The following is an 18661-nucleotide window of genomic DNA, read 5'->3' as shown; positions in this document are numbered from 1 at the left end:
TACATCTGAGAATTAAATTTATAAATTATTTCTTTCAGTTACGAACTACTCCAATTATTCGGATAAATAACTTTTTATTTTTTTCTTGAATTCTTTTATTAAGCTTTCAGTCTTGCCCTGTGAATCTGTTTCAATATTCAAATGGATTATATCTCTGCTTTTATCAGGAATACATAAAATTGTATCGGTCTTACTTAATGTCAGCAGCACACCGTCAATTAAAATCTGGTCATACTGAGTATTATCTTCCATGAACTTCCTTATCACCTTACCTTTATCTTCTTTTGTACAATCAATGTTTTCTTTCATCATAAATAATTTCTTCGTCTCATCAAGTATATCGTGAACGTTTGATTTTGTCTTAGCAAAAAGCTCAAGGATTTTCGCTATGGCAAACATACCGTCTGTAGCGTATAAGAACTCAGGGAAAATAAACCCTCCCTTTGTTCCGCCGACAAACTTAACTTCTTTGTCATCGCATGCAGTCATCATTGCATAGTGGCTGTCTTTTACTCTTACAACTTCAGTTCCGAACTCTTCTGCAACTAAATCTATTTCTCTGGTTGCCTGTATTGGCACTGCGATTTTTTTCGTTTCCGGATTTACCATTAAGAACATCTTCGTTACCAATACTAAGAACCTGTCGCCGTCAATTCTATCGCCTTCGTTGTTCATTATCCATATCTTTTCGCCTCCGGAATCAATCATGAATCCGAAGTTGTAATTCAGTGAGCGCACTACATACGAGAACTGCTTGAATGCAACATCAAACTCTTCCTGAGTTCTAGTAATTTTATCCTTATCCAAATGAGCAGAGAGCGAAACCGTTTCAATGTTAAACTCCCCAAGTATATCGGGGAATAACTCTGCGGTTATACCGTGACTGTAATCAAGTACAATTTTAAATCTTCTCTTTCTAATAGCTTCAACATCAAGATTGCGTAAGAAGTGCTCTTTATATTTTTCAATCGTTCTTTCAGGATATTTAATAGAGCCTACCATGAAGAAATCAGCGCGCTGATACTCTTCACTGAAATATAATTTTTCTATTCCTTTTGTTTTGCTTGAAGATAAATCCTTACCGTCTTTATCGAAGAAGATGATGTCGGTCGTTGCTTTATCGAACGGTGACTTTCTTACGAAAATACCTCCTGCACCTGCGCCGCCCTTTAATTCCTGTCTTAGTAACGGAATAGAAGACATCTGCAAATCTTTCACAGTCAATCCTGTGGACATAACTCCGGATGAAATTGAACGCTTGATCATATTCGATATATCATCTATATCACGCGCAAGCACAACTTTTTTATTTTCTCCTATGAAAGCGCCGTAAACAGAACCAAGCTTCGAGGCGAACTCAGGATTTACCTGCAAGTTCGAGAGTCCCGAAATTCTTGAATCCGTAAACAGCTCATTAAAGAATGTATCTTCGTATATTAAGCTTCGAGTAACCTTTGCATTGTTATCAATTTTTTTCTTATCCCATATTTTTATGCTTGAGCTAATGAAGGCGTTCTTACCGACTTCACAATTATCTCCCATAAAAACAAAATCGTTCACTCTTGCATTTTCGCCAATCTTACAATTCTTACCAATAACATCGAACAGAATTCTTGCTTTGGATTTTACGCTTACGTTATCCCAGATTATAGAATTCTTAATGTTTGCGCCTGCTTCTACTGTTACATTTTTACCAATGATACTGTTCTCTATAAAAGCAGTCGGGGAAATATTTGCTGTCTCATCGATACAGTTACCCTTTACATCTTTTACTTTTATATAAGCAAGGTCTCCGCGTAGCGCTTCTAAGTTTGCGTAAATATATTCTTCAAGGTTACCGACATCACGCCAGTAGCCTGTGCTTTTAAATCCGTATAAAGGAATATTGTTTTGTAAAAGGTACGGGAAGAGGTCTTTTGAAAAATCAAAGTTCTCTCCTGCAGGTATGTAATCGAAAATTTCTTTTTTGAAATAATAAATTCCGGTATTGATAGTATCCGAGAAAACTTCAGATGAAGAAGGCTTCTCTAAAAATCTTACAATCTTTCCTTCTCCGTCTGTCAGAACAATTCCGAACTGCAATGGGTTCTCTGCGCTGAATAAAGAAAGTGTTGCTGTAGAATTTCTTTCAACGTGGAAATTATGTATATCGGATAAATTAAAATCAGTAAGTACGTCTCCGCTTATAACAAGAAAATCATCTGTAATAAATTCTTCTGCAAGTTTTACTGCGCCGGCTGTCCCGAAATCCTGCTCAGGCTTTACGTAACGGATATTCATTCCGTACTTTGAACCGTCGCCGAGTAAATTCTTTATATGCTCAGCCTGATAGTAAAGCAGCACGGTAACATCGTCGATCTTATGCATCTTCAATAAGTCCATAAGATGTTCAAGTATCGGTCTGTTAGCAATCGGTACAATCGGTTTCGGAATGTTATTTGTGAGAGGTCTTAAGCGTGTGCCAAACCCTCCCGCCATCACAATAGCTTGCATTATGTCAATTAATAATTAGAGGAATTATTTTTTGTCGCCTTCTTTTTTGTTAAAGTCAAACTTCACGTCCGGAGCTTTTTCGCTGCCTGCTACTGATTTGAAGTATGCTTTATCTTTGAATCCGAATATCTTTGCTGAAATAACAGTCGGGAAAGTTCTTATTGATGTATTATATTCCTGCACTGCATCGTTGAATTTTTTTCTTTCGACTGCTATTCTGTTTTCCGTTCCTTCAAGCTGTGACTGAAGCTGTAAAAAGTTTTCGTTCGCTTTTAGGTTAGGATAATTTTCAGATACTACAAGTAATCTTGAAAGCGCGGATGATAATTTATCCTGAGCTGCCTGGAACTGCTGGAATTTTTCAGGGTCGTTTAAATCTTCCGCTTTAAGCTGGACTGAACCGACTTTGCTTCTTGCATCTGTAACTTCTGTTAACACATCTTTTTCAAAATCTGCATAACCTTTTACAGTATTTACTAAATTAGGAATAAGGTCAGCTCTGCGCTGATACTGGTTCTCAACCTGCGACCATGCGCCGTTTACTTTTTCTTCCTGCTGCACAAGTGAGTTATATCCGCATCCGTAAAAATTAGCAGAGAAGATGCCTATAATAAAAATGAAAATTATATAATGGAATTTTTTAGTCATATATAGTGTAATTTAATTTTAAAAATACGAGTAAGCCTTATGAAATACAATTCTGATATTTTTAAGGAAAACGGGCATTTCTGCAAAATAATTCCCTTTAAACTAAGAACTTATTCTTACTTTTAAATTTATTATCTTGAATTTATAATACACTAAATGGCATATAAGTTAAAGCTCGAAAGAAAAGAAGAAATACTCAAAGATACGTACGGATTATATTTTGATAAAAATGATTCAGGTATAAAGTTTCTGGCAGGACAGTTTTTTACTGTTACAATTCCTGATTTGAATGCTACTGACGGCAAAGGAAATGAAAGGCATTTTTCAATTGCCAATGCTCCGGGTGAAAAGCAAATTGAAATCATTATAAGAAAATCAGGCTCTGATTTTTCAAATGCGATCTTAAATCTTCCCATTGGTGCTCAGCTATTATTTGATGAGCCGCGGGGAGAAATTCACAGTAAAAAAATTTATGAAAGCAATTTTATCCCTGTATTTATTGCAGGGGGCACGGGTATAACTCCCGTAAGAAGCATACTGCGTGATTTTAATGAAAGGGAAATAGATAAAGAGCTTATTCTTTTCTATGCAAACCGCTCGGTAGAGACTTCGGTATTTTTAAGTGAATTTGAAAATCTTGATAAAGAGAAAAACAATTTCACTTTCATTCCGATCTTAGAAGAAGGTAGTGAAACTATAAAAACTGAAAGAGGATATTTTTCAGAGGAGATTTTCAAAAAATATGTGAAGGAAATTTATAGGCACGTTTTTTTTGTTACAGGTCCGCCCATGATGCTGAGTGAAGCAATAAAGGTGCTGGTAAATTCCGGTGTGCCTGAGGATAAAATTTTCATAGAGAATATATGAGTTAGTTGCTAGTTGTCTGTTTCCGGAATTTATGCCGTTGTTGGTCTCCTGACCAACAACCATAAGAATATATCTGTGACATCAGATTTACCGCCGTCGTTGGTCTTCAGACCAACGACCACAATGCTTCCCCCTCCTTTATAAGGAGGGGGGCAGGGGGAGGTCTAAATTAAAATTCTGCTATCATTTTTTCTTACAGAACTTTTGCTACATTTATTTTTAATATGAGATTTCAACTAAAATATAATTTAAAAGTTCTTATTGCTGTAATTTTTATTTTAATATTTTTTAATAGCTGTTCCTTTGAAGATTCGTTTAGCGAAACAGAAAGTGAATATTTGAAAAATAAAGATAAATTTTATGAAATAGATAAGATATTTAGAGAAATGCCCAATTTATGGAAAATATCTAGATATAAGGAAAATATGGGAGGAATTTTATTATGCAATAAACTCAAGATTCTTCACTACTATATAACAATTAAAGAAAACGATGAATTTTATGATTTTACAATAGATGTAGGCAAAGAATATTATTCTGAAGAAGATTTATTTTGGAAACAAGAGTTTTCAAAAATTAAAAATACCAATGGTGATTTTCTTGAGGATTTTTTAATAAAGCATAAAATACCCTATGATAAATTTAAAAAATTAAAATCATTTTTGAAAGAAAACAATTATAATGGAATTTGGATGAATAAAGATAACACAATATTTTCCCTAAAGCCAAGATCCGGGCTTGTTTATACAACATCTGAATCATCAAATCCTCCTTTATATGGAGACTTATCATCTATCAAAAAAATAGATGATAAGTGGTATTATTTTACTGACTCAAATTTCCCATAAATTCAAAATCCGTTTCATGAAAGACTGGCATAAAAAATTTTTCAAGTTCTGGCAGAAGGTTCAGTTCGGCGTTTACACTCCGGAGCAGGATAAGGAGCAGACTGACTTCATCTGTAAAGTAATGAAGCTTAAAAAAGAAATGTTTGTACTTGATGTTCCCTGCGGATTCGGACGCATAGCTAATCTACTCGCTCAAAAGGGAATGAATGTAACAGGGATAGAGTTCAATAAATATGTTCTTGAATCCGGAATTAAGAAAGCAGAACAGGATAAGCTTAAAATTAATTATGTTGAAGGAGATATGAGGAATTTCTCCTATAGAAATAAATTTGATGCAGTCATCTGCTGGTTCGGAAGCTTCGGATATTTCTCCGATGATGATAATGAAAAATTTGTGAAAGCAGCGGCGAAGAGTTTAAAAAAAGGAGGCAAGTTTTTAGTAGAGACACATACACTTGAGACGATAATTAAAATCTTTGAACCGAAATCTGATATGCGATATGGAAATGTTCCTATGAAGGAAGAGCGCGTGCTGGATCTGGAGACGAGCAGAATAAATGTGAAGTGGACGCTCGGGAAGGAATCGCAGCACAGCAGCATAAGATTGTATTCTTACAAAGAGCTTACCACTATGCTTGCCAAAAACGGTTTCGGCAAATTTAAAGGATACGGTTCGATAAAAGGCGAGAAGTTTGAGCTCGGCTCAAGGCGATTGATTTTAGTTTGCGAAAAATTGTGAGGAGGTATTAAAATAGACCTCTCGTTGCGATGCTCCGGCTTCGCAACGAAAAAGACTAAGATTTTGTGCAAATATTTATATGTTAAATCATAGATATATTTTCAACTTTACGTAATCTCGGAATAAGTCAATAAAATAACAACGAATTATTTTCATACAAAAAATTTTCGCGAAACTTTTGCGATTTTGAGCTAAAATTAGACTTTGATAAATATTTCAAATAAATGAAAACAACATTAATAACAGGCGCATCATCAGGAATAGGACTTGAGTTTGCAAGAATTTTCGCAAAAAATGGCTCAGATTTAGTGCTTCTTGCCCGTTCGGAAGATAAGCTAAAAAAATTAGCCCGGGAGCTTGAAAAAGATTATGGAATCAAGGTTAAAGTTTTGACAAAAGATTTAGCGGATAAAAATGCTCCTAAAGAAATCTTTTCTGAGCTCCTAAAAGAAGGGATGGAAGTTGAATTTTTAATCAATAATGCAGGTTTTGGCGGCTACGGAAATTATTACGAGACCGACTGGAAAAAAGAAGAGGAAATGATTCAGGTGAATGTTCTTGCTCTGGCCGAGCTTACTAAATTATTTGTTCGACCAATGGTTAAACGAAACAGCGGGAGGATTCTGAACGTTGCTTCAACTGCGGCTTTCCAGCCGGGTCCGCTTATGAGTGTTTACTATGCCACCAAGGCATTCGTGCTATCGCTCTCCGAAGCAATGGCTTATGAGCTCAAAGATACAAATGTATCGGTTACTTGTTTATGCCCGGGTCCGACTAAATCAAATTTTCAGAAAGCCGCTAACATTACAGAATCCAAACTAGCTAAAGGTGTGAATGCTACTTCCTACGAAGTTGCTTTATGCGGATACAATGCAATGATGAAAGGAAAATATGTAGCTATCGAAGGATTTATGAATAAACTTCTTGCCTTTGCAACCCGCTTAATGCCAAGGAAATTGGTTCTTGCAACGGTGTATAAAATTCAAAAGAACAGGTAAATTTTAAGTTAAAAATAAATTTAGTTTTAGGCATAGCAATTGCGTTAATATTGGGAGCTTACTCTATATAGAGAAGGTATAGAGCTAGTTAATCTCTAAATTCATTGTTTCCCAATAAAACGCCTCCCTGCTATGTTGTACGTTGGAAGTGGGGAGGTTTTTATTTCCTATGATAATTTCTTTATCATAATATTATCTATAAATACTGCTCTTCTCACTTCCACCTCTTCCTCTCTTATTTTTATCCAGCCGTGCTTTTCGAAAAATCCTTTTGCAGTATGGCTCACGATTGCGTTAAGCTCTTCAATATTTTTTTCTTTGGCATATCTTTCAAGTTCAGTCAGCAAAGTTTTGGCAACTCCTGCTCTCTGAAAATCTTTATGCACATACATAAAATCCAGATAGCCGTCATCTTCAAGCGATGCAAATCCTGCAATAACATTATCAATTACTGCGACTATAAAATACTGCTCAATAATTTTATCGGCAAAAGTTCGACCATCACGAGTTGCTGTATCAGGTTCATACCATGGTTTTATCCATGCTTGAATCTGATCCGCAGAATAATCTTTGGAGTTTATATTCGTTACTGTGTCAATATATAATTGCCGGAGCTCTTTCAAGTCCTCAGGAACTGCTCTCCTTATTTTTATCTCTCTCATAATGTTCTCTCCATCCATGTATTACATCCGCAGTGCCCGGTATTGCCAAGCGGTCTATCAATAAATTTAAATCCTGATTTTAAGTACAGCTTCCTTGCTTCACTCATATTATCAAGTGTTTCTAGATAGATTTTTTCATATCCCAAGTCTTTTGCAGACTGAATGCACATATCCATTAATTTTTGTCCAATTCCCTTACCTCTGGCTTCAGGTGTCAAAAACATTCTTTGCAGTTCACACACATTTTCTTTTGTGCCGTCGAGCTGATTTATACCCGAGCCTCCGAGTATATTTCCATTTTCAATCGCAACAAAATATACTCCATTACCCTTTGTATAATTTTCGTACATTGTATGTAAAGTGGGGTCTTCAACAATTGTACCTTTGGGATCTTCTTTAAATTCCTTCATAATAGAAGTTATTATTTCTGCAAGTTCTTTATTATCGGATGGTAATATTTTTCTGTATTCAACCATTATGAATGTAAATTTTATTTCTGAACTATTGCTATTATATGTCCGTCTGCATCGGATAAGTAACCGACGGTATCTCCCCAGTTACGGTTTTCTATAGGAGAAATTTCTTTTGCACCGGCAATAATAGCTCTTTGAAAAACTTCTACGGAATTTTCAAAAGATAGATACAACTCGCATCTGGGAATTCCAACCCCTTCGGATGGATGCCTGATTTTCTTATCAAGTATTTTTACAATTCCATCATTTGGCATTAATCCCAGCTTGCAGTTTTCCTCGAGTAAAAATTCCGTCATTCCCGGGACATCAAGTGATGGTTCTTTATTCAATAACGTTTTATAAAACTCTTTACTCTTTTCCTGATTTGCAACGTATAATATAAACTCAACCATACTAATTTAAATTATTAACTTAAACTTTTAATCTGCTTATCCTGAATCTTACTGAATAACAGCAATGCCGTTGATGCTCCTATAAGAGCAAAGAACATATCGCTTTGTGTATCGAAAACATCTCCCTGCGTGCCCAGGAATGCATCACCTGCGCTGCCCGATAAGAGAGAGGTCCACCACTCAATCAATTCATAGAATGCGCTGATGGCAAGGCAGATGCAAACGACTGTAAAAGCTCTCCAGCCTTTTTTAATAATCTCTTTGCGTAGGAATATCTCTCGGATGATTAATGCAGGGACAAATCCCTGTGTGAAATGGCCAACTTTATCGTAATTATTTCTTGACTGATGGAATACATCTCGTATCCAATTGAATAAAGGCACTTCGGCATAAGTATAATGTCCGCCTATAAATAATATCCAGCAGTGAATTAAAATAAAAACATAAACAAGTTTTGTAAACGTAAATCGTTTATAAGTAAGAGCGAGAATGATAAATCCGATTATTGCAGGAAAGACTTCAAGGAACCAGGTAAAATACTCTTTGGGATTTATGGCAGACCAGATAAGTCCGATGAAAAATAAAATTATAAGCGGAGCATAAAATTTTTTGCTTGGAGTTGGCATAATGTAAATTAATAGAAATGTAAGAGGAAAAAAAGATAACAATATTGAATTTTCCTGATTTACAATTATAAAAAGAAATTTGATTTACATATACCATTAAATCCATTTTAGTTATTTTAGTAAATGCACTTCTTCCAAAAAGAAATCACCCTAAAAGAGTACAAACGCGGCTTTCATTTAATCACAATGAAAATACTTTCCTGTATCCCTGAAATCCGGGATATAAAAATTGGAATGTGTAATGTTTTCATTCAGCACACATCAGCGGGACTTACAATAAATGAAAACGCCGACCCGACTGTACGCAAGGATTTTGAATCTCACTTTAATAAAATGGTGCCTGAAGATATGCCTTATTATCAGCACGATTATGAAGGCAGCGATGATACGCCGGCGCATCTGAAGTCAGCCTTGCTCGGCTGCTCACTTAATATCCCTGTAACACATGGTGAACTAAACCTTGGCACCTGGCAGGGAATTTATTTATGCGAGCATAGAAATCACGGAGGAAGAAGAAAAATTGTAATCACTTTATGGGGTGAGTAACAAACCAATAAAACAAAAATGAAAAAGCTTATATTAATATTTCTATTACTTGCTTCAGTTACTTTCGGACAGACAACTTTTTTTCAGATTGTTGAAAGTGTTCCGAAAGAGACTTCTATGGAACGTTCTCATCTTCCGCGCACTCAGCAAGTTTGGTTAAACATGATTAACAATGCTAAGAGCACGCTTGATATCGGAATGTTCTACATTGCCAATAAAAAAGGTGAAGCGCTTGAGCCGGTTCTTGATGCTATTAAAAATGCGGCGTCAAGAGGAGTAAAGGTAAGAGTTTTAATAGATTCTAGCTTCTATTCAGGTTCTGAAAAATCTGCTGATGAACTTAGCGGAATAAATAACATTACCATTGCAAAGATATCTTTTAAAAATTCAGGCGGCGGAATAATGCATGCAAAATATATGATTGCAGATGGAAGGGATTTATATACAGGCAGCGCAAATATGGACTGGCGCGCTCTTGACCACATTCATGAGCTTGGCATCAGAGTAAAAAACAGAAAGCTTGCAAAAAACTTTGAAGCAATTTTTAATTACGACTGGAACAACTCTGATATCGGAAGAAATACAATTAAAGAAAATATTTCGTTCGATGAGATTCTGAATTCATACAATGAACTTTCAATACAGACAAAAAATTACGGGAGCATGACGCTGTTTCCCTGCTTTTCTCCTATAGCAAAAGTGCCGGAGGGATTCAGCAATGAACGAGATGAACTTGTAAATATTATTAATAATGTGAAATACAGCCTGCATATTCAGATGTACTCTTATAATACAAGAGACGAATTTACGGAAATAGATAAAGCTTTAAGAAATGCGGCAGAGCGCGGTGTGAAAATAAAAATTATTTTTTCCAACTGGGCAATAAGAAAGGGCTCTACGGAAGTCATTCAGGAGCTAACTAAAGTCCCAAATATAGAAGTAAAATTTTCTGCAATACCGGAACACTCAAGCGGATTTATTTCTTACGCCAGAGTAGAGCATTGCAAATACTTTATTGCTGATAATAACATCAGCTGGGTAAGCTCGGCTAACTGGGAGCGCGGTTATTTCTACGGCTCACGCAATGCAACATTAGAAATAGATAACAAGAAGGTTAATGCGGCTTTAAAGAAAATATTTCTTGCTGACTGGAAATCTAAATATACAGAGTACGTAGATGCCAATAAAACTTATGAATCGGTAAAAAGAAATTAAACAATTTTAAAATTTTAATTATAATTTTCTGAGTACAATAACTTATAAAGAAGACAAAAATATTTCATCGGACGAACTAATGTCGTTGTATGATGATGCGGGTTGGGGGGCTTACACGCATGATTCTGTAAACTTAGCGCAGGCTGTAAAAAACTCTTACTACGTTTTGACTGCGTGGGACGGTGACCATCTTATAGGCATGATGAGAGTTGTCGGAGACGGCGTTACTATTTCTTATATACAGGATATACTTGTGAAGAAAAAATATAAGAGAAGAAAAATCGGCACGAAGCTTTTAACTAAAACAATTGAGCACTTTAAGAGTGTACGCCAGACTGTTTTGCTTACGGATAATAAAGAAGAGACCGTTGGTTTTTATAAAGCAATGGGGTTTGAAGACTGCAAAGATATGGGATTAATTTCTTTTGCAAGAATTAACCGTTCATAATTTTTATAATAAATAAAATGGATAGAAAACTATTTTCCTCGGGTTCAATCTGGGAAGAGAAATTCGGATACTCACGTGCAGTAAAAGCAGGCAATATGATTTTTGTTGCAGGAACAACTGCTACGGATGAAAACAGTAATGTAATGTTTCCCGGAGACGCATATAAGCAGACAATGCAAATAATAAAAAAAATAGAAAAAGTACTTGAGCAGGCGGGTTCTTCATTGAAAGATGTGGTGAGGCTGACAATGTATGTCACCGATATATCTCAGGGAATGGAAGTCGGCAAAGCAACGGGCGAATATTTTAAAGATATAAGACCTGCAAACACAATGGTTGAAGTCAGCGGATTTGTACATCCCGATATGCTTGTTGAAATATCAGCTGACGCGGTTATTTCTAATTAATAATTAATAAAGAATAATGAATAATTGGAATCTTGACGGAAAAGTTGCTCTGATTACAGGCGGTAGTAAAGGTATAGGGCTTGCCATAGTTCAGGAGTTTCTATCCCTTGGCGCAGAAGTTTTTTTTGTTGCAAGAACGCAGAATGATGTTTTGAAAATTATAAATGCAAATAAAGAGAGTAATCTTCACGGTGTAATTTCAGATGTAAGCACAGAAGAAGGAAGAGAAAAGATTTACCATATAATAAAAACACGTGCAAAGAAGTTAGATTTTCTTGTAAACAACGTTGGGACAAATATAAGAAAAAAATCAACTGAGTATACTCCGGATGAATACGATAAGATTATGAATACAAATCTAAAAGCCGCATTTGAACTTACAAAAAATTTACATTCTTATTTAAAAAAATCAAAAGATGGTTCAGTTGTAAACATTGCTTCGGTCAGCGGACTTGAAAGCACTTCTTCAGGTGTTGTCTATGCGATGACTAAAGCTGCTATGATTCAAATGACAAAGTATTTAGCAGTGGAATGGGCATCGGATAAAATAAGAGTGAATGCAATTGCCCCGTGGTATATAAAAACTCCATTGGTAAAAGAAGTTATGAGTGATAAAAAGCGTTGGGCTAAAATAATTGATTGGACTCCTATGAAAAGGGTTGGAAATCCCGAAGAAATTGCAGGACTTGCTGCATTCCTTTGCATGAAAAAAGCATCATTTATTACAGGTCAGTGTATAGCCGCAGACGGCGGGCTTATGGCAGGAGCTTTTTATTAGTTATATTTTAGAATGCAGAATTATGAAAAGTATTTTTCACAATTCTGCATTCAATTTTAATTTAATCTTTAAATTTATCTTTCAGTTCTACCGGTGCTACTTTCTTTCTCAATTTTATGTTAAGCATTTCAACTAAGAAAGAGAAGGCCATGGCAAAGTAAACATATCCTTTCGGTACATCTATATGAAGTCCTTCCAGGAATAACAACAATCCAATCATTAATAAAAAAGATAACGCCAGCATTTTAATTGTTGGATGCTTGTGTATGAAATCACTTACACTTTTTGCAAAGAGAAGCATAACAATCATTGATAAAATAATTGCTATAATCATTATTGATACATGCTTTACAAGTCCTACTGCAGTAATAACGGAGTCAAACGAAAAAACTATGTCAAGTAAAACTATCTGTGTCAGTAAAGCAGACATTCCTTTTTTAACAACATCTTTCGATTCTTCCTCTTTCCCTTCAAGTTTTTCATGAATTTCGGTAGTGCTCTTGTATATCAAAAACAGTCCGCCAAGAATTAAAATTAATCCTCTTCCCGTAACATCAAAATTGAAAACTGTAAATAACGGATGAACGAGCCCGGCAATCCATGAAATACTGAGTAATAAAAGTATTCTGAAAACAAGCGCGAGTGAAAGACCTAAACGTCTTGCCTTTCCCTGCTCGTGTTCAGGGAGCTTGCCTGTAATAATTGAAATGAAAATTATATTATCAATGCCCAATATAATTTCCATAAAAGTAAGTGTTACTAAACTGATGTATGTATCAGTCTGTGAAAAGAGCGAAAAAAATTCCATTAAAAAATTATAGATTATAAAAGATTTACTTTACTAACAACATTTTCTTTGAATCCGTTCGGATTCCATTTACAAATATCGAATAAAAATAAACTCCGCTTGTAAGTGAAGATGCATCGAATTGTGTTTCATGGCTGCCTGTCCCCTCGTATCTGCTGTAAATATTTTTTATTTCACTGCCTTTTAAATCATAAACTTTTATATCAACAAATGCGGGTTTACTCAGATCAAATTTTATTTTTGTTGAAGGATTAAAAGGATTCGGATAATTCTGGTATAATTTAAAATCTTTAATAATTGTATTTGAGTTACCAACGCTTACAGGATTTTGAACTAAATCTCTCTGCCATATTCCGTTGCCGTATGTTGCTGCGCGCAGCTTTCTGTTTGTATATGAAATTGATAAATCAAACACCAATGCATAAGGCATACCTGTTCTGAATTCATACCAGTTAGTTCCGCCGTTAGTTGTTACGTAAGTTCCGAGATCATTTCCGACATAAATGTTTTGAGTATAAAGAGGATCCATTACAACCGAAGCATGTGGAACATCAGGCAGATTTCCTGAAATATCTGTCCATGTATCGCCGTTATTTATTGAGCGGAATACATGTCCCGGAGCGAGAGTTCCGAAACCGCCGAATACAGCAATAACTTCTTTTGAATTATTCGGGTTTACAGTTAAGTCAGTCACAAATCTGTTTGGCAAGTTGCCTGTAACGTTAGTCCAGTTCAATCCTCCGTTATAGCTTCGGAAAACTCCTGCAGATGTTACACTTGGGGCAGAACCTACATAAAGTGTATCCTGATTTGTATATGATACAGCCATAGATAAAAGTCTGTTGCCGCCGAATACAGATGCGCCGTATGGTCCCTGCCAGTTACCTCCGCCTGTTGTTGATTTATATACACCAGTACCGCCGACATACATTATGCTCGGATTTGATTTTACTGAAATGTATGGAGCAGAGAAGCAGTAGTTTGCAGCGTTCCCGGTACCGGGTGGAGCTATATCTGTCCAGCTTTGTCCCCTGTTATTGGATTTATTTATATCACCATAGCTGTACTCAACGTAACATATATTATCGTTAGTGGAATTTACTGCAGTCCAGAATCCGTCCCCAACAAATGTTTTATACCAGGCCGTTGTTCCCTGGCTAAATGCAGCTCTGTTATCCTGTAATCCGCCGAGACACCAAGTGGAATCCTGAAAAGAATTCGAAAAGCTGTTATAAAATTGTGATGTTACAAATCCTCCATTACACGAGTAAAATGTTTCACCAAAATCGTTTGAACGGTATAAACCTCCATCTGCAATAATATAAACTTTATTTGCATCTTTAGGATTTGAAGTTATATAGTGAACATCGGCATGAACAAAATTTGAAGGACCCTCCGGTTGACCGGGAGGCACTGCACCCGTATTCCATGCAGACCAGTCAGATTTTGTTGTGAAGCTTGTTCCACCATTTGTTGACTTTTCTATATTAAGTGTTCCTACCAAAATTGAATTAGAATTATCTGACTTCATTAATTGTCCGTTGTTGTACCATCCTTGATTTCCAATTGGAACCGATGTACTTAATGCTGTCCAGTTTGCACCTGAGTTTGTACTTCTGTAAAAGCCGACATATGATAAATCGTTAGCAATGCTTGCAGTGAGTATTGTCGGGTCAGTTTTGTAAAGTTCAATGGTTGCTTTACCTGTCCATGTTGCAGGCAGTCCACCGGAAAGTTTTACCCAGTTAGCACCTGCATTTGTTGTTTTATAAATTCCTATATCAGTCAATGGAGAAATGTTTGTAAGATTTCCAACTGATGCGTAAATGATATTTGAGTCCAGTGGATTTACTTCTAAATCCATTACCATTTTTACATCGAGCGATTTTACCCATGAGGAGCCGTTATATTTATAAACACCTTCGCTTGTTGCCGAGTATAAAATATTTGAATTGAAGGGATTGTATTGAACTCTCCATACACCTCTCTGGCTGTTGTAGGTCCAGTCCAAAGATTTTGTCCATGTGCTGCCTCCGTCAGTGGTTTTAAGAATTCCGATTCCATACATACCTCTTGTTAACCTGTTATCAAGTCCGTTTGTCGAAGACTGATATCCATAGTTTTCACCTGTTCCTATATAAATTTCATTTGGATTTGAATTATTGATTGCAATAGTACTTACTGCTAAAGAAGGATATCCGGTATTTATCTGAGCCCATGCTGCTGCGCCAACACCACCCGTAGTTGATTTCCATAAACCACCTGAAGCAGACCCTATGTAAATAATGCTTGTATCTATTGGGTTGACGGCAAGAGCGAGACTGCGCCCGCCGATATTGTTCGGTCCCATTGATTGCCAGAAAGTTGCAGCATCGTGTACATTATTGAAATCCTGAACATGGTCTCTTGAGTATTCAAAAGCTTTGTAGAATTTATCCTGCGGAATATCATTATCCGGATATGAACGCATCTGGTTTATGAACTGCATAGATTCGTATGCGCCGGAAGGTCCGGATTCATTTTCTTTTTCAGATTCTGTATTAATTAAGTTTGAATCAGTAGTTGCTGTGATGTTTTTTTGCGCGTATTTTGCATAAAATATAATGCCTGATACAAGAATAAGCGTGATAAGAATAGTTTTTGTTCTTTGCATAAGATTGAGATATAGTTTTGAAAATTAGCCGTACAGAGCAGTAAAAACAATTCAAAATAACTCAATTTAACTGATTTAAATATTGATACGCATCATATTTTACAAATAAATAAAAATGTATTTTTGAATATAGGATAGAATTGTTTGGTTTATAAAAGTTAATAAAAAATCATGGTGCGGATAATCTTTGCTGTTATTGTTCTCATTCACGGCTTGATTCATTTAATGGGCTTTGTGAATCAATGGAATATTAAAAAAATCAGTCAGTTTACCGGCGTTACTCTCTTTCCTGTCTCGGAATCCCTTTCAAAAATTTTAGGAATTGTATGGCTTATTACAGCTCTATTATTTGTAATAGCTGCGACCGGATTTTCTTTTGGAAAAGATTGGTGGTCTGTTATTGGAATTGTTGCAATAATCATTTCTCAACTTCTTATTATAATTTATTGGAAAGATGCAAAGGCAGGTACAATTGCAAATTCGATTATCTTTATTACTGCAATTGCAGCGTTCGGGATTTATAGTTTTGATAAGAAGATAAATGAAAATGTGGAGTTGATGTTTTCTAAACTAACCAATGTAGATAAAAGAATTGTAACAAAAGAAATGGTATCTGTACTGCCTCCGATAGTTCAGAAGTTTATGGAGCGCTCGGGGATTATTGGAAGACCATTTGTAAATTCGGTAAGGCTTAAACAAAAAGCTATAATGCGAGCAAAACCGGATGGAAATTGGATGGATGTAGAAGCTGTTCAGTATTTTCGTGTTAATGAACCTGCATTTGTTTACAAAATAAAAGTAAATGCGGCACCTTCGTTAATAATGACTGGGATGGATAAATATGAAAGCGGCAATGGTAATATGCTTATAAAAATGATGGGCCTGTATACAATAGGAGATTCTAAAGGAGAAGAAATAAACCGTGGAACGTTAATTCGATTCCACAGTGAAACATTATGGTTTCCATCAGCAGTTTTTAGTGATTATTTGAAATGGGAAGAGATTGACGAGCATACTGCAAAAGGAACTATGACTTATTCAGGTATTACGGAATCAGCCATTTTTACTTTTACCAATGAAGGTGATGTTAAAAAAATAGAAGCAGAGAGGTACGGAGAGTTTGACGGTAAATACTCAAAAGAAAAATGGTGTGTTATCAATACTTCGTACAAAGAATTTGACGGAATAAGAATAGGTAATAACTGTGAAGTTACCTGGGGACTTAAAGAAGGTGACTTCACATGGTTAAAGCTGGAAATAAAGGATATAGAATATAACAAACCGTTTATCTATCATGAATAAATTAATTAATTTTCAACTTTATGCATAAAAATGTGAGTTATACCAAACAGATTTGATTCTTATGTTTAAAGTGTGCCATGAAAAAATCGCTTAGAATAAAAAACTATATTTGTTATTTTGTATTCTAAGCCGGTTTGTTGAAATCATTCTTCAGTAATATAGGATTTACAAAAAATGAAACACGCGTTGTTCTGCTGATTATCGCAGTATTAATTGTAGGTGCCGGTATAAAGTATTATAAATATTTTTTTGCCCAAGATAAAACTAGTTACGATTATTCAAAAAGTGACGATGAGTTCAGAAAGCTGACAGAGGAAGCACGAAGAAAACAATTCGATGCAATTAAAAACGATACCATAACCGGTGATAGCGAAAAAAAGTTTTCTGAAGAAATGCTTCGGGAACAGGACAGTCTGGAGTCAATTGAAAAAGAACCAAAGATTTCAAAAAAAGAATTAAAGTTAAGGGAAAAAAGCATTAATTTAAACACTGCGGGAACAGATGAGCTTATTTCCTTACCTGGAATAGGCGAAAGTACGGCGGAAAAAATAATAGAGTACAGAAACAAAAAAGGAAAATTTAAAAAAATTCAGGAAATTATGAATGTTAAAGGAATAGGCGAAAAGAAATTTGAAAAAATAAAAGAGTATTTAATAATAGAATAAATAATCTATTCACCATTAAAATTTTATTCGGGGAATTAAAAATTAAAGTAAAAACTAAAAAACAAAACAACAAAATGAAAACCCTAACCTCCTTGTTATCAATTACCGCTCTGATAGCAATTGTAATTATAAGTATCTCCAATTTCACAGGCTGTAAAAACAATGTAGAATCAGAAAATATACCGACGTATCAGGCTTATTCAGAAAGAGACTTTATAAGAAATGGTAATTTGAGGGCTGAACCCGGTGGAGTAATTATTACAGATCTTGAACCAAATGGCGCTAACTTAGATACACTGCCGGACACATATACTCTGGGTGAAGATATAATACCAATTAGATATACAGAAAATGCAGAGCATACAGTAAGAATTCAGGATTATCCAAGATTTACAGTAAGTCTTTATGGAGCTGAGTTTGGAGAATTTATTTATGAACTCTCACCTGCAATTCCTGTTGTCACTATGATAATTCCTGCCGGAGACTATTATTTTCATATTCGCTCCACAGTGAATAATGATACAAACAATACACCGCATCAAACAATATTTATCCGACCCAACACAGCAGCTCAGGTACGCGTAAACGGACACTATGAACCCAGCCAGTTAAATACATATTTTACATCTTATGATTGTGGTAAGTGTAATTTGAGCCATGCAAATTTGCTTAAATTAAATTTAAGCTCAGTATATTTTGGTGAAGCAAATATGGAGTTTGCAAATCTTAACTATACAAATTTAGCAAGCGCAAACTTAGATGGGGCAAAATTAAGAAGTGCAGATATTCGATATTCGTATCTATGGAATGCTCATATGATAGGCTCTTCGTTAATTAGCGCAGTTTTTTATCAATCCGATTTGACTTCGGCATCAGTAATTGGGACAAACCTGACTTACGCAAATCTTAACAATTGTAATTTAAGTTATGCTGATTTCACCAATTCCGATATCAGCTTTGCAGACCTTTGCGGTTCAAATAAAACAGGTATGATTTCAAACGGAATTATTTACAATCCACAGACACTTTGCTGGCCATAAGAGTCTTTAGTCAAAATTGGGAAGACATATGAAATAAATATCGAATAAATACA

20 protein-coding genes are annotated in these 18661 nt (G+C 35.4%); 12 read left to right on the top strand and 8 right to left on the bottom strand.

Going from position 1 to position 18661, the window contains the following annotated elements; genetic code table 11:
* Nucleotides 1-54: 54 nt before the first annotated feature.
* Both JST55_07495 and JST55_07490 read right to left on the bottom strand, forming a co-directional pair.
* On the bottom strand, nucleotides 55-2493 hold the full coding sequence (locus JST55_07495; GenBank protein MBS1493336.1) for an NTP transferase domain-containing protein: 2439 nt from the start codon (nucleotides 2491-2493) through the stop codon (nucleotides 55-57).
* Nucleotides 2494-2517: 24 nt separating this feature from the next.
* Complete coding sequence (locus JST55_07490) at nucleotides 2518-3141, bottom strand: LemA family protein (protein MBS1493335.1); 624 nt, start codon at nucleotides 3139-3141, stop codon at nucleotides 2518-2520.
* A 156-nt stretch (nucleotides 3142-3297) separates the two neighbouring features.
* On the opposite strand from JST55_07490, the gene JST55_07485 reads away from it, so the two are divergent.
* The 4 genes from JST55_07485 (at nucleotide 3298) to JST55_07470 (ending at nucleotide 6593) form a co-directional block, all read left to right on the top strand.
* Nucleotides 3298-4008 (top strand): FAD-dependent oxidoreductase, encoded by a 711-nt coding sequence (locus JST55_07485; GenBank protein ID MBS1493334.1) that lies wholly within the window; start codon nucleotides 3298-3300, stop codon nucleotides 4006-4008.
* A 338-nt stretch (nucleotides 4009-4346) separates the two neighbouring features.
* Nucleotides 4347-4856: a hypothetical protein gene (locus JST55_07480; GenBank protein MBS1493333.1), complete on the top strand. Its 510-nt coding sequence runs from the start codon at nucleotides 4347-4349 to the stop codon at nucleotides 4854-4856.
* Between the two features lie 16 nt (nucleotides 4857-4872).
* The gene (locus JST55_07475) at nucleotides 4873-5595 is read left to right on the top strand and encodes a class I SAM-dependent methyltransferase (protein MBS1493332.1); all 723 of its coding nucleotides are present in this window, start codon (nucleotides 4873-4875) and stop codon (nucleotides 5593-5595) included.
* Nucleotides 5596-5819: 224 nt separating this feature from the next.
* Nucleotides 5820-6593 carry an SDR family oxidoreductase gene (locus tag JST55_07470; GenBank protein MBS1493331.1) on the top strand — a complete coding sequence of 258 codons (774 nt, stop codon included), beginning with the start codon at nucleotides 5820-5822 and terminating at the stop codon, nucleotides 6591-6593.
* Between the two features lie 167 nt (nucleotides 6594-6760).
* Here JST55_07470 and JST55_07465 read toward each other — a convergent pair whose 3' ends face one another.
* The 4 genes from JST55_07465 to JST55_07450 are packed head-to-tail and all read right to left on the bottom strand — an operon-like array spanning nucleotide 6761 to nucleotide 8746.
* On the bottom strand, nucleotides 6761-7255 hold the full coding sequence (locus JST55_07465) for a GNAT family N-acetyltransferase (protein MBS1493330.1): 495 nt from the start codon (nucleotides 7253-7255) through the stop codon (nucleotides 6761-6763).
* A complete protein-coding gene (locus JST55_07460; GenBank protein ID MBS1493329.1) occupies nucleotides 7252-7731 on the bottom strand; it encodes a GNAT family N-acetyltransferase in 480 nt (159 codons plus the stop codon). Before JST55_07460 ends, JST55_07465 begins: the two co-directional genes overlap by 4 nt.
* 14 nt (nucleotides 7732-7745) lie before the next feature.
* A complete protein-coding gene (locus tag JST55_07455) occupies nucleotides 7746-8120 on the bottom strand; it encodes a lactoylglutathione lyase (protein ID MBS1493328.1) in 375 nt (124 codons plus the stop codon).
* Between the two features lie 14 nt (nucleotides 8121-8134).
* Nucleotides 8135-8746 (bottom strand): DUF2238 domain-containing protein, encoded by a 612-nt coding sequence (locus JST55_07450; protein ID MBS1493327.1) that lies wholly within the window; start codon nucleotides 8744-8746, stop codon nucleotides 8135-8137.
* A gap of 123 nt (nucleotides 8747-8869) precedes the next feature.
* Here JST55_07450 and JST55_07445 point away from each other — a divergent pair, with 123 nt between their 5' ends.
* From JST55_07445 to JST55_07425, 5 genes are all read left to right on the top strand, one after another.
* A complete protein-coding gene (locus JST55_07445) occupies nucleotides 8870-9292 on the top strand; it encodes a YjbQ family protein (protein MBS1493326.1) in 423 nt (140 codons plus the stop codon).
* A gap of 18 nt (nucleotides 9293-9310) precedes the next feature.
* Nucleotides 9311-10507 carry a hypothetical protein gene (locus JST55_07440; protein MBS1493325.1) on the top strand — a complete coding sequence of 399 codons (1197 nt, stop codon included), beginning with the start codon at nucleotides 9311-9313 and terminating at the stop codon, nucleotides 10505-10507.
* Between the two features lie 79 nt (nucleotides 10508-10586).
* Nucleotides 10587-10955 carry a GNAT family N-acetyltransferase gene (locus JST55_07435; protein ID MBS1493324.1) on the top strand — a complete coding sequence of 123 codons (369 nt, stop codon included), beginning with the start codon at nucleotides 10587-10589 and terminating at the stop codon, nucleotides 10953-10955.
* A gap of 17 nt (nucleotides 10956-10972) precedes the next feature.
* Nucleotides 10973-11362 carry a RidA family protein gene (locus JST55_07430; GenBank protein MBS1493323.1) on the top strand — a complete coding sequence of 130 codons (390 nt, stop codon included), beginning with the start codon at nucleotides 10973-10975 and terminating at the stop codon, nucleotides 11360-11362.
* Between the two features lie 16 nt (nucleotides 11363-11378).
* Nucleotides 11379-12140, top strand: a complete 762-nt coding sequence (locus JST55_07425) for an SDR family oxidoreductase (protein ID MBS1493322.1) — start codon at nucleotides 11379-11381, stop codon at nucleotides 12138-12140.
* Between the two features lie 61 nt (nucleotides 12141-12201).
* On the opposite strand, the gene JST55_07420 is transcribed toward JST55_07425, so the two are convergent.
* Both JST55_07420 and JST55_07415 read right to left on the bottom strand, forming a co-directional pair.
* Nucleotides 12202-12948: a TerC family protein gene (locus tag JST55_07420; protein MBS1493321.1), complete on the bottom strand. Its 747-nt coding sequence runs from the start codon at nucleotides 12946-12948 to the stop codon at nucleotides 12202-12204.
* 25 nt (nucleotides 12949-12973) lie between these two features.
* Nucleotides 12974-15601 carry a T9SS type A sorting domain-containing protein gene (locus JST55_07415; GenBank protein ID MBS1493320.1) on the bottom strand — a complete coding sequence of 876 codons (2628 nt, stop codon included), beginning with the start codon at nucleotides 15599-15601 and terminating at the stop codon, nucleotides 12974-12976.
* Nucleotides 15602-15772: 171 nt separating this feature from the next.
* Here JST55_07415 and JST55_07410 point away from each other — a divergent pair, with 171 nt between their 5' ends.
* The 3 genes from JST55_07410 (at nucleotide 15773) to JST55_07400 (ending at nucleotide 18608) form a co-directional block, all read left to right on the top strand.
* The gene (locus JST55_07410; GenBank protein MBS1493319.1) at nucleotides 15773-16903 is read left to right on the top strand and encodes a hypothetical protein; all 1131 of its coding nucleotides are present in this window, start codon (nucleotides 15773-15775) and stop codon (nucleotides 16901-16903) included.
* Nucleotides 16904-17295: 392 nt separating this feature from the next.
* Nucleotides 17296-17568, top strand: a complete 273-nt coding sequence (locus JST55_07405) for a helix-hairpin-helix domain-containing protein (protein MBS1493318.1) — start codon at nucleotides 17296-17298, stop codon at nucleotides 17566-17568.
* 74 nt (nucleotides 17569-17642) lie between these two features.
* The gene (locus JST55_07400) at nucleotides 17643-18608 is read left to right on the top strand and encodes a pentapeptide repeat-containing protein (GenBank protein MBS1493317.1); all 966 of its coding nucleotides are present in this window, start codon (nucleotides 17643-17645) and stop codon (nucleotides 18606-18608) included.
* The last annotated feature ends 53 nt before the right edge of the window (nucleotides 18609-18661 follow it).

The sequence above is a fragment of the Bacteroidota bacterium genome (genome assembly GCA_018266835.1).
Classification (GTDB): domain Bacteria; phylum Bacteroidota; class Ignavibacteria; order Tepidaquicellales; family Tepidaquicellaceae; genus JAFDZO01.
The sequence above is the reverse complement of the archived record's forward strand: the minus strand, read 5'-3'. Positions and strand labels throughout refer to the sequence as shown.

Coding starts and splice junctions, on each gene's coding strand:
- JST55_07495 (MBS1493336.1), bottom strand. CDS start 2,493: ATGCAAGCTATTGTGATGGCGGGAGGGTTTGGCACACGCTTAAGACCT.
- JST55_07490 (MBS1493335.1), bottom strand. CDS start 3,141: ATGACTAAAAAATTCCATTATATAATTTTCATTTTTATTATAGGCATC.
- JST55_07485 (MBS1493334.1), top strand. CDS start 3,298: ATGGCATATAAGTTAAAGCTCGAAAGAAAAGAAGAAATACTCAAAGAT.
- JST55_07475 (MBS1493332.1), top strand. CDS start 4,873: ATGAAAGACTGGCATAAAAAATTTTTCAAGTTCTGGCAGAAGGTTCAG.
- JST55_07470 (MBS1493331.1), top strand. CDS start 5,820: ATGAAAACAACATTAATAACAGGCGCATCATCAGGAATAGGACTTGAG.
- JST55_07465 (MBS1493330.1), bottom strand. CDS start 7,255: ATGAGAGAGATAAAAATAAGGAGAGCAGTTCCTGAGGACTTGAAAGAG.
- JST55_07460 (MBS1493329.1), bottom strand. CDS start 7,731: ATGGTTGAATACAGAAAAATATTACCATCCGATAATAAAGAACTTGCA.
- JST55_07455 (MBS1493328.1), bottom strand. CDS start 8,120: ATGGTTGAGTTTATATTATACGTTGCAAATCAGGAAAAGAGTAAAGAG.
- JST55_07450 (MBS1493327.1), bottom strand. CDS start 8,746: ATGCCAACTCCAAGCAAAAAATTTTATGCTCCGCTTATAATTTTATTT.
- JST55_07445 (MBS1493326.1), top strand. CDS start 8,870: ATGCACTTCTTCCAAAAAGAAATCACCCTAAAAGAGTACAAACGCGGC.
- JST55_07440 (MBS1493325.1), top strand. CDS start 9,311: ATGAAAAAGCTTATATTAATATTTCTATTACTTGCTTCAGTTACTTTC.
- JST55_07435 (MBS1493324.1), top strand. CDS start 10,587: ATGTCGTTGTATGATGATGCGGGTTGGGGGGCTTACACGCATGATTCT.
- JST55_07430 (MBS1493323.1), top strand. CDS start 10,973: ATGGATAGAAAACTATTTTCCTCGGGTTCAATCTGGGAAGAGAAATTC.
- JST55_07425 (MBS1493322.1), top strand. CDS start 11,379: ATGAATAATTGGAATCTTGACGGAAAAGTTGCTCTGATTACAGGCGGT.
- JST55_07420 (MBS1493321.1), bottom strand. CDS start 12,948: ATGGAATTTTTTTCGCTCTTTTCACAGACTGATACATACATCAGTTTA.
- JST55_07415 (MBS1493320.1), bottom strand. CDS start 15,601: ATGCAAAGAACAAAAACTATTCTTATCACGCTTATTCTTGTATCAGGC.
- JST55_07410 (MBS1493319.1), top strand. CDS start 15,773: ATGGTGCGGATAATCTTTGCTGTTATTGTTCTCATTCACGGCTTGATT.
- JST55_07405 (MBS1493318.1), top strand. CDS start 17,296: ATGCTTCGGGAACAGGACAGTCTGGAGTCAATTGAAAAAGAACCAAAG.
- JST55_07400 (MBS1493317.1), top strand. CDS start 17,643: ATGAAAACCCTAACCTCCTTGTTATCAATTACCGCTCTGATAGCAATT.